Raw genomic sequence first — 10,000 nt, forward strand, 5'->3', positions numbered from 1 at the left:
TAAAACCCTGTTCGGGTTTAGCCTGCTGTGGGTAGACCAGAGTCAGCCAGACTTCGGTTTGATCCGATAAATCCAGCAAACGGACTGAACAGCCCGGCATCATGCCGGTTTCGCTTAAGGCTTTGCGTTTACCTTTTGCAGCAGACTCCAGTTGCAGTAGCAGCCGTTGTAACTGCCAGGGCGGCAGCGGCTGAATAGCCGAACTTGCCATCAAAAATAAAGCCGAAACATCGGTGTGACCCGATGTATTTTTGGTAAAGATAGTCATTCCAGACTCCGGAATTTAAGCAGTTAAAAATAAATAACAGCTGTGCCGACCCCATCAGTATGGAGCCGGCTTAAGAATGGAAGACGGTAAAAAAGGCGGCGTGATAAGACGGCGACTTTATTGCAGTGTTGAACAACATAACCTCCGTCTTGTGGTAATAGAAAAGGGAATTTGACTCTGGACACCATATCGCATTTGGCAACAAAACTCAAAACTCGATCTGTGACTTGCCAACTGGTCAATCATTCATAAAATCAGAACCTAATCCGCTATTTTTACTATTTTTCATTCCTGCTATTCCTGCTTACACTCTGTACATAAACTGACTACTACAGTCGTATCCATTATGTTTAACCCAATTCACAGGGACAGATCATGAGTATCAACACAAAATATGCCGAACTCGAATGCAATACCGAAGCGGGTTGCGAGGCCATACAACTGGTTATTAGCCCACGCTCCACAGATTTAGGCGACTTTTCTGTGCGCCGGACTTTGCCAAACAAAACACGCCAATCTGTTGGTCCATGGATATTTTTTGATCACATGGGCGCGGCAGACTTTCCGGCGGGCAAAGGCATTAGTGTGCGCCCTCATCCTCATATTAATCTGGCGACTGTGACCTACTTGTTTGAAGGCGAAATTTTGCATCGCGATTCACTGGGCAGCAAACAGACTATTACTCCGGGCGATATCAACCTGATGGTAGCGGGTAGAGGCATAGTGCATTCTGAACGTGAGCGTCCTGAAGTAAATGGCGTGCCCCATCGTTTGCACGGTATTCAGTTGTGGATGGCTTTACCTGAAGAATTTGAGGAAATAGACCCGGCTTTTTACCACTACCCAAGCCGTGATATTCCGGCGACCAATCTCAATGGCGTGTCAGTGCGGGTTTTAATAGGCGAAGCCTATGGCCTTAAATCGCCGGTAAAAACCTATTCCGAGACCTTATACCTGGAAGCACATTTACAGGCTGGTCAATCACTGGAGTTACCAAACGCTGAAGAGAGAGCCATTTATGTCGCTCAAGGCCAGTTAAAAATTAAAGACAAACTGATCCAGCAGTATGACATGGTGATCTTATCTGAAGCCGAAGGTGTAGTGATTGAAGCCAGCGCAGACAGCAGGATTACCTTGATTGGCGGGAAAAATTTAGGTCCGCGCTTTATTGAATGGAATTTTATCTCCAGCCGTAAAGAACGGGTAGAACAAGCTAAACAGGACTGGCTGGCCGGTAAGTTTCCAAAAGTCGTAGACGATGAAATTGAGTTTATTCCATTGCCAAAGTGACTTAAAAACAGCTCAACAAATCACAATTGAAGACAGGTGTTCTATGAGTATTTCTTTACAAAAAAGCGACGGCGGTCAATACCGCCAGACTATCCGTATCCATCAGCATACTTTGTTTGCTGATGTTGCAACCGAGTTAGGTGGCGATGATTCCGCTCCAGATCCTCATGATTTATATGACGCCTCGTTGGCCGCCTGCAAAGCCATCACTTTGCTGATGTATGCCAAACGTAAACAACTGGCGCTGGAATCTGTGGATATTGACATCAAACGTGATAGCAGCAAAGAAGCACAAGGGCTTTACGTGCTGAATCTTACAATGAAATTAAACGGCGATTTGTCTCAGGCCGACAAAGATTTACTGGAGAAAATGGCGGAAAAATGCCCCATCCATAAACTGATGACGACTGCTACTACCGAAGTTAATGCCTCCGTAAGCTAAGCCAAGAGGGGCACGACCGCATTAGTGCTGCTTGTACTGCTTTGGCCGAAGCGGAATGACAAGCAGCATCAGGCCAGACCGAATTGTTAAGTAGTGTTACCCGCCACAAGTTACAAACCTCTTATCCCAAGCAGACTAAAACTCTGCTCAGCTTCAAACCAAACTGCAACCTTAGGGTTAAAAATCAACCAGCAGCTCTCTGCCCAAAACCATTTTGTTTTCACAAAGTGGTTATTGGCTTTGCCGTGCTTTGACGCCCACAAACATTTACACAGGAATACTCGCTGTTGCTCAGCCCTGTTCCTCACTTTGACTGATTTACAACCTGTGTGAAGGCAGTGCCCTGTAAAGGCGCAGCTTCACCGCCCCAAGTAGCTGTTTACTCTCGTTTTTCTGTCAGAGCCTGATACTTGGTTGCAGTAAATACTCCCTAAAACACCTTCATAAACTAAAGTGAGGTAACCATTGAAAATATCAGTTCACAGAGATAGGCAACTATCTCAGCGCTTAAGTTTGCTACCAGGAAACCACATGCTGGCAGTTGCTGCTGGCTCCTTGTTAGCGTCCAGCCTGATGCCAGGCTACGCCCAAGCGGCAAACCAACCGCCTGTTGCTGTAATTAAAGCCGAACAACAACACAATAAGTTAAGCGTCAACTTTGATGGCAGCGGCTCGTCGGACCAGGACGGTAAAATTACCTCTTATGCCTGGGATTTTGGCAATGGTAAAAAAGCCACTGGCGCTAAGCCCGTCCATAACTATGCTGCAGCCGGCACTTATGACGTGAGCCTGACAGTCACCGACAATAATAAGGCCAGTAAAAGTACCAGCCTGAGCGTACAGGTTCAGGCTCCTAACAAGTTACCCGTCGCCAGAGGCAACGCAGTTCAACAGAAAAACAGCTTCCTGGTAAAGTTTAATGGCAGCAAATCAACAGATGCTGACGGTGCCATAACGAACTATCACTGGGAATTTGGCGATGGTCATTCTGCTGTCGGAGTAGCGCCAGAACACTTGTATGCCACAGCTGGTACTTATCAGGCCAAACTGACAGTAACGGATAATCACAGCAAAGCAGCGCAGCACAGTACAGAGTTAAAAGTAATGGTCAATGCGCCCCCTACTCCTGTGTACAGCTGGAGCCAGTTCCCCGGAGAGCCTATTTTAATTTTTGCCGGTGCGGATTCGACCGATCCAGACGATCATATTGTCAGCTACCACTGGGATTTTGGTGATGGTACCGCAGGCACAGGTCAGGATGTCAGCCATATGTATAATCAGGCTGGCAACTATCAGGTGACTTTTACCGTCAAAGATGCGTTTGGTAACAGCAGCTCCAGTCGTTTTGCCGTCACTGTCGCAGGAAAACCTAATATGGAGCCAGTGGCTCAAGCTACAGCAACAGCAGTACCGGGCTCTCTTGAGTTTATCTTCAGTGCCGCAGGTTCCGTAGATTACGACGGTGAAATAAGCTCTTACCTTTGGGACTTTGGCGACGGTACAAGCAGCACTGCAGCACAAAGCCGTCACCTGTATAGCGCTGCAGGCCAGTACCAGGTCAGCCTGACAGTGACAGATAACATGGGTGCGACGCACAGTGTCGGCTTAGCTGTTGATGCTGCATTACAAAATCAGCTGCCTGTCGCTCTGGCAACAACAGCAGTGACTGCAGGTTCACTGCAGGTCAGATTTGATGGCCGCGCTTCCAGCGATGCAGATGGCAGTATCAGCTCCTATCACTGGGATTTTGGTGATGGTCACTCGGCCACAGGCGAAACGACCAGTCACACTTATGCCAGTGCCGGGCAGTACCCTGCTAGTTTGACAGTGACAGACAATAGCGGTGCTCAGGCGACTCTGTTGCTGCCTGTTGCGGTCAATGAGCAAACTAGCTCCGGCAAATGGGTCACAGGGTATTATGCGGGCTGGTTCTGGGAAGGTTATCAGCCACAGAATATAGACTTTAGTGCCATGACTCATGTGATTTTTGGCCGGGTAGCGCCAGGTTCAGGCACCCTGGGTGGCCAGGCTGGACAAGTGATGCCTGGCTCAGGTTCGGCCCATGAAGCAGGTCGGTTACCCGCAGGACTCACGGCAAAAAGCGCAGAAGATTATTTAATTGAACGCGCTCATGCTGCAGGTACTAAAGCCTTGTTGATGTTAGGTGGAAATGACGATGGCAACGGTTTTTATGCCTCTACAGCACCCGGAATTCGCAGTACTTTTGTGACCAATCTGCTGAACTATCTGGAACAGCACAACTACGACGGCATAGACGTCAATTGGGAAGATGCAATTGACCCTGAGCGTTTAATAGCGCTGATCACCGAGCTGAAGCAAGCTGCGGCTGACAGGCCCCGTTATCAGAGCCAACCTCTGCTGGTCACTTATCCAACCTCTATTCTGAATATGAACTATGAAACAGTACCACAATGGAAAGTGCAGGTCGCAGAGCTGGTGGATCAGTTTAACCTGATGACTTACATGATAGGTTTTGCCCATGGCGGCTGGACGACTTGGCATTTCTCACCTATTTACGGCCAGACCGGACTACATCCAAGCGACGTTTCCAGCACTGTGGATGCATATGCCCAGGCGGGCATTCCACGCAGTAAACTAGCCGTTGGTATAGGTTTTTTTGGCTTTAACTTCAGGGCTCCTGCCACTGGTCCGGATCAGCCTGTGACTTACCAGGACAATAATGACTGGACCTGGAGCTACGCTAATCTGGTGAACTGTGGTTTCCTGTCAGCTGGCAGTTATACCTTTGATCATAACACCAAAGCCGCCTACCGATCTTATGTGGGTGGTTATACAGGTTCAGGCCCTCAGCATAGTTGTATGAACACAGGTGAGGCGGGCTTTTTGAGTTATGAAGATCCGGCCAGTATCGCCGCAAAAGGCAAGTATGTGCGGGATACTGAGTTAGGTGGAGCCATGATTTGGGTTGTTAACTACGGCAGTCCTGATGGAGTAAATAACCCTTTGCTCAACGCAGTGAAGCAATCCTTTAGGTTAGGTCATGACAATGTGCAGCCTTTTGCTGTGATCAGTTCGAAACTAATCAGTCAAACGGAATTACGATTTGAGTTTGATGGCACAGCCTCGATGGACAGCAATAACCAGGCTGTAGCAAGTTATAGCTGGACTTTTGGTGACGGCGCTTCAGCCAGCGGAGCAAAACCTGTACATACGTATGTCAAAGGCGGAGCCTACACCGTGAGTCTGACTGTGACCGACATCAATGGTGTCAGCAACACAGTTACAGCAGTAGTTCAGGCTGTACAACCGCCACCGCCTGACGTGATGCCCAAGCTGGAAACTATTCCGGTTGCTGCAGGCGCAACTCCATGGGTGACAGCCTACTATGCAGGCTGGTACTGGCCTGATCATCAACCGCAGCATATCAACATGAACTCCTTAACTCATCTGGTATTTGGCCGTGTCGCACCTGGGGGAGGCTCTTTACCAGGTGGTCAACCGGGCGATGTGATTGAAGGTGCAGGTACTGCACATGATGCCGGAGCTATAGCCCATATCACGGACAAGAGTGTGGAAGATTATCTGATAGAGCGTGCTCATGCCGCTGGCAAAAAAGCCTTGCTGATGATGGGCGGTATGGGCGACGGCTTAGGTTTCCTGGCGTCAACGGCACCTGATATTCGGCCAACTTTTGTCAATAATATCCTGAACTATCTGGAACAACATGACTACGATGGTCTGGATCTGGATTGGGAAGATGAACTGGATTCACCACTGGCCCAATTCCGCCTGACCGCTTTAATAGCTGACCTGCGTGCGGCAGCCAAATTACGAGCCCGCTGGCAAGCACCAAATGATGCCTTCCTGATCACTTTCCCTGGTTATGCACTGAACATGAATTATGGTCAGGTGTCGGAATTTGACGTGACTATCGCTTCGATAGTGGATCAGTACAATCTGATGAGCTACGCCATGGGTTTTGCGGAGCAAGGCTGGACCAGTACGACCTTCAGTCCTATTGCGGGATTGGATCCTTCCCGCCCTATGGATCTGACCTCCAGTATGCAGGCCTATCAGAACGCTGGTGTACCAAGGGGTAAATTAGGGGTAGGTATAGGTTTCTACTGCATGGCTTATCCACTGCCTACTACGGGTTTTGGTCAACCTGTGACCGGAGTGTTTTCAAATGACAACAGCTGGTCCTACAGCATAGTAAATGCGGCAGGTTACTTTAATGGCGGTACCAGGATCTGGAATGACGAAGCAAAAATGAGCTTCTATTCTTACCCCAATGGCAGAACAGGTACCCATCCTTACAATAGTTCTACTATAGGCATGCTCAGTTGTGAGGATCCACAAAGTATTGCAGCCAAGGGAGAATGGGTAAAAGCTACAGGCCTGGGCGGCGCTATAATCTGGACTATCAACTATGGCAGTACCAATGGTGTTAATAACCCCCTGATGGACGCTGTCAGACAGTCATTCCTGCAAACAGAGTAATAAACTTGTCGACGAAAAACGGCACTTTTCAGTGCCGTTTTTTATCCGTCTCAGGCCACAAAAATTCCCCACTCATCCCACTAAACGAGCCATTTACTGCAAAACCTGTTTTTCTACCCCTGCTTTTGGCATACTCGACCGGTTAACATTTGACGATTTACATCTGAATCCCATAACAAAAAAGCAACCAAGATACCCAGAAGGAAATATCCATGCGCAAGACCTTAATTGCCAGCGCTATTGGTGCAGCCATCGCTTTAAGCGCCTGTTCCAAGCCTGCTGAAGAAACAAAAAACAGTGCAGCAGTTGAGCAAACTCAAGCTGCCGCCCCAGCCACGGAGCAAGCAGCAGTGAGCAACCCACTATTAGTCAAAAGTACGCTGCAGTACGAAGCGCCAGAGTTCGATAAAATTAAAATTGAACACTATCAACCTGCAATGGAGGAAGGGATTAAACAGCATATGGCTGAGATCCTGACTATTGCTGCGAATAAAGAACCAGCTACTTTCGAAAATACTATTGTGGCTATGGAAAAAAGCGGCGAGCTACTGACCCGGGCGTCCAGCACCTTCTTCAATATGACTGGCACCATCAGCAACGATGAAATCCAGAAAATCCAATCAGAAATGGCACCTAAATTTGCCGCCCATTCAGACAATATCAACCTGAATCCAGAATTATTTGCCCGCGTAAAAGCTGTCTATGACGCTCGAGCCACTTTAGGTTTAGACGGCGAAGCGACCCGTTTGGTGGAAGATTATTATGAGCGTTTTGTCCGTGCCGGCGCCAATTTAACCGAAGAGCAAAAAACCAAGATCCGTGCTTTAAACGAAGAACAATCCACACTAACTAACAAGTTCCAGCAAAATCTGATGGCAATGAAAGATCAGATCGCAGTTTATGTAGATACCAAAGAAGAATTAGCTGGCTTATCTGAGGCTGAAATTACAGCGGCGGCTGAAGGCGCTAAAGCTAAGGGTAAAGAGGGTAAATTTATCATTGAGATTACCAATACCACCCGCCAGCCCGCTTTAGCTTCACTGGAAAACCGCGAAGTGCGGAAAAAAGTATGGGAAGCTTCGGCCTACCGTGGTACTTCAGGCGAAACGGATAACCAGCCTATAGTGGCCCGTTTAGCTCAATTACGTGCGGAACGCGCCAAGTTATTGGGTTATGACAACTGGGCTCTGTACCAGTTAGAACCTACTATGGCCAAAACCCCCAAAGCTGTGCTGGATATGTTCAGTTCTATGGTGCCAGCTGTAGTGGCGAATACCAAAAAAGAAGCTGAAGCTATTCAGGCAATGATCAAAGAAACGGGTGGTGATTTTGAATTACAGCCATGGGACTGGGAGTTCTACGCTGAGAAAGTACGCAAAGCTAAATATGATTTAGACGAAGCTCAAGTGCGCGAGTATTTCGAATTTGAGCGGGTACTGAATGATGGTCTGTTTTATACCATGAACAAACTCTTTGGTATTACCATGAAAGCCCGACCGGATTTACCTGTGTATCACCCGGATGTCAAAGCTTATGAAGTCTTTGATGCTGATGGCAAGAGCATGGCTATTTTCTATGCGGACTACTTTGCCCGTGACGGCAAACGCGGTGGTGCCTGGATGAGTTCTTTTGTAGAACAAAGCAAGCTGTTGAACCAAAAGCCTGTGGTTGTGAACGTGATGAACATTCCTAAAGGCCCGGCCGGTGAGCCAACACTGGTGAGCTATGACAACGTGACCACTATGTTCCACGAATTTGGTCATGCGGTACACGGTTTGTTCTCAGACGTGAATTATCCGACTTTAGCCGGTACTTCAGTATCCCGCGATTTTGTTGAATTCCCTTCTACCTTCCAGGAAGACTGGGCAGCTCACCCTGACGTGATTGGTAACTATGCCAAGCACTATAAAACAGGCGAGCCAATTCCAGCCGAACTCTTAGCAAAAATTATGAAGTCACGCAGCTTCAACCAGGGGTATGACACACTGGAATATATGTCTTCTGCGCTGCTGGATATGGAATGGCACTCTCTGCCAGCCGACGCGCCACTGCAGGACGTACAGAAGTTTGAAGCCGCTGCGCTGAAAAAACACGGTGTAGATTTAGCTGCTGTGCCACCACGTTACAAGTCGACTTTCTTCGCTCACGTTTTCTCTGGTGGTTACTCTGCCAGTTACTATGCGTACATGTGGAGTGAAATTCTGGCTGCCGACGCTTTTGCCTATGTGCAAACTCAGGGTGGCTTGAAGCTGGAGAACGGCATTAACTTCCGTAAAAACATTCTGTCTATTGGTAACAGCAAAGACCCAATGGAAGCTTACAAAGCCTTCCGTGGTCAGGAACCTACCACAGACGCTCTGTTAATCCGTCGCGGTTTAAAGACTGGCATTAACTAACAACTAAAAAGGGGTCAGATCACATTAGTTACACCTAACTAATGTGATCTGACCCCTTTTTATTACTCCGCTGGCTTAGTAGGGCAACTGGCTAATAACTGTTGTAAATGTGCACCTAAATCTTGCTGGGCAAACTGCTGACTGGCGATTGCCATCTGCTTTAACGTCTGCAAGGCCTGCTCTAAACCTTGTTGCTCTATTAAGCTTTTGGCATAAGCCGCTGCATCAGCCCCCCGCTGTAATAAGCCCGCCATTTGCTCCAATGACAAATCCTGCTCCATCACCTGTTGTAAGTCCGCCAGTAACTGTGACACCTTGGCCGACTCCACTAAAGCCCCTTCCACACTGATTAACCGGCCCACCGGATCGCCTGCTAAGCTGGTCGCAACGCAAGATGCCACAGTACCGGCTTCCGCACTTTTGGCCACAGCATCCAAGCCCTGACTGCGAATTTGCTCTACCACCTGCTGCAACTGCTGATCTTTGGCCAGCCAGGCTTGTTCTAACTGTTGTTTTTCATCACCTGCTAAATAGCCACAGCTGGTTAGAAAAAAAGATAAGGTCGCAGGCACTAAAAAAGACAAAGACTTCATAACGAACCCCAGGGAAAATAATTCAGACATTAGTGGATAGAACTGGGGGAAAGTTCAGAAAAATCAAGGGGGAACAAAAAAGGTCAGAGCCAAGGCTCTGACCACAACATATACCCAAGTTACTTGAAGATGCAGCGAGGCGACAAGTCACTGAGACCCCAGGAGCATAGTTAACCTATGTGACTGGGGCGAAGTGGCGCAGTCAACAAAGCTGCAGCTTCAAGGACGACGGGTATTAATGACCAGCGATTTGCATTTGGCCTATCAATACTGAACCCGTCAGCACGCCGCCACGACGATCAACGTCTTTGCCTATGGCCTGAATATCCATAAACATCTGCTGCAAAGTACCAGCTATGGTGATTTCGGATACAGGGTATTGGACTTGGCCGTTTTCGACCCAGAAACCGGCAGCACCACGAGAGTAATCCCCTGTCACTGTGTTGACGCCCTGCCCCATCAGCTCAGTCACCAACAAACCAGTGCCCATATCCCGACAGAGCTGAGCTAAATCAGCATCGCCATGTTG

General features: G+C 48.2%; 7 protein-coding genes. 4 read left to right on the forward strand and 3 right to left on the reverse strand.

From position 1 onward, the window contains the following. Positions 1-268: hypothetical protein (locus tag LDL40_RS05210; protein ID WP_300994107.1), on the reverse strand; the 268-nt coding region annotated here is incomplete at its 3' end. 375 nt (positions 269-643) lie between these two features. Between LDL40_RS05210 and LDL40_RS05215 the strand changes: the two genes are divergently transcribed. From LDL40_RS05215 to LDL40_RS05230, 4 genes are all read left to right on the forward strand, one after another. Next, complete coding sequence (locus LDL40_RS05215) at positions 644-1,558, forward strand: pirin family protein (RefSeq protein WP_300994108.1); 915 nt, start codon at positions 644-646, stop codon at positions 1,556-1,558. A 43-nt stretch (positions 1,559-1,601) separates the two neighbouring features. Continuing rightward, positions 1,602-2,000, forward strand: coding sequence for an OsmC family protein (locus LDL40_RS05220; RefSeq protein WP_300994109.1), 399 nt, complete (start codon positions 1,602-1,604; stop codon positions 1,998-2,000). A 531-nt stretch (positions 2,001-2,531) separates the two neighbouring features. Next, on the forward strand, positions 2,532-6,482 hold the full coding sequence (locus LDL40_RS05225; RefSeq protein WP_300994110.1) for a PKD domain-containing protein: 3,951 nt from the start codon (positions 2,532-2,534) through the stop codon (positions 6,480-6,482). A gap of 212 nt (positions 6,483-6,694) precedes the next feature. Beyond that, positions 6,695-8,878 carry a M3 family metallopeptidase gene (locus tag LDL40_RS05230; RefSeq protein WP_300994111.1) on the forward strand — a complete coding sequence of 728 codons (2,184 nt, stop codon included), beginning with the start codon at positions 6,695-6,697 and terminating at the stop codon, positions 8,876-8,878. A gap of 62 nt (positions 8,879-8,940) precedes the next feature. On the opposite strand, the gene LDL40_RS05235 is transcribed toward LDL40_RS05230, so the two are convergent. Together LDL40_RS05235 and LDL40_RS05240 are read right to left on the reverse strand one after the other, a co-directional pair. Next, positions 8,941-9,471: a hypothetical protein gene (locus LDL40_RS05235; RefSeq protein ID WP_300994112.1), complete on the reverse strand. Its 531-nt coding sequence runs from the start codon at positions 9,469-9,471 to the stop codon at positions 8,941-8,943. A 235-nt stretch (positions 9,472-9,706) separates the two neighbouring features. After that, positions 9,707-10,000 (reverse strand): metallopeptidase TldD-related protein (locus LDL40_RS05240; protein WP_300994113.1); only part of this gene is annotated, 294 nt, incomplete at its 5' end.

Origin of the sequence: Rheinheimera sp. (assembly GCF_020217005.1) — a bacterium.
Classification (GTDB): domain Bacteria; phylum Pseudomonadota; class Gammaproteobacteria; order Enterobacterales; family Alteromonadaceae; genus Pararheinheimera.

Coding starts and splice junctions, on each gene's coding strand:
- LDL40_RS05235 (WP_300994112.1), bottom strand. CDS start 9,471: ATGAAGTCTTTGTCTTTTTTAGTGCCTGCGACCTTATCTTTTTTTCTA.
- LDL40_RS05230 (WP_300994111.1), top strand. CDS start 6,695: ATGCGCAAGACCTTAATTGCCAGCGCTATTGGTGCAGCCATCGCTTTA.
- LDL40_RS05215 (WP_300994108.1), top strand. CDS start 644: ATGAGTATCAACACAAAATATGCCGAACTCGAATGCAATACCGAAGCG.
- LDL40_RS05220 (WP_300994109.1), top strand. CDS start 1,602: ATGAGTATTTCTTTACAAAAAAGCGACGGCGGTCAATACCGCCAGACT.
- LDL40_RS05225 (WP_300994110.1), top strand. CDS start 2,532: ATGCTGGCAGTTGCTGCTGGCTCCTTGTTAGCGTCCAGCCTGATGCCA.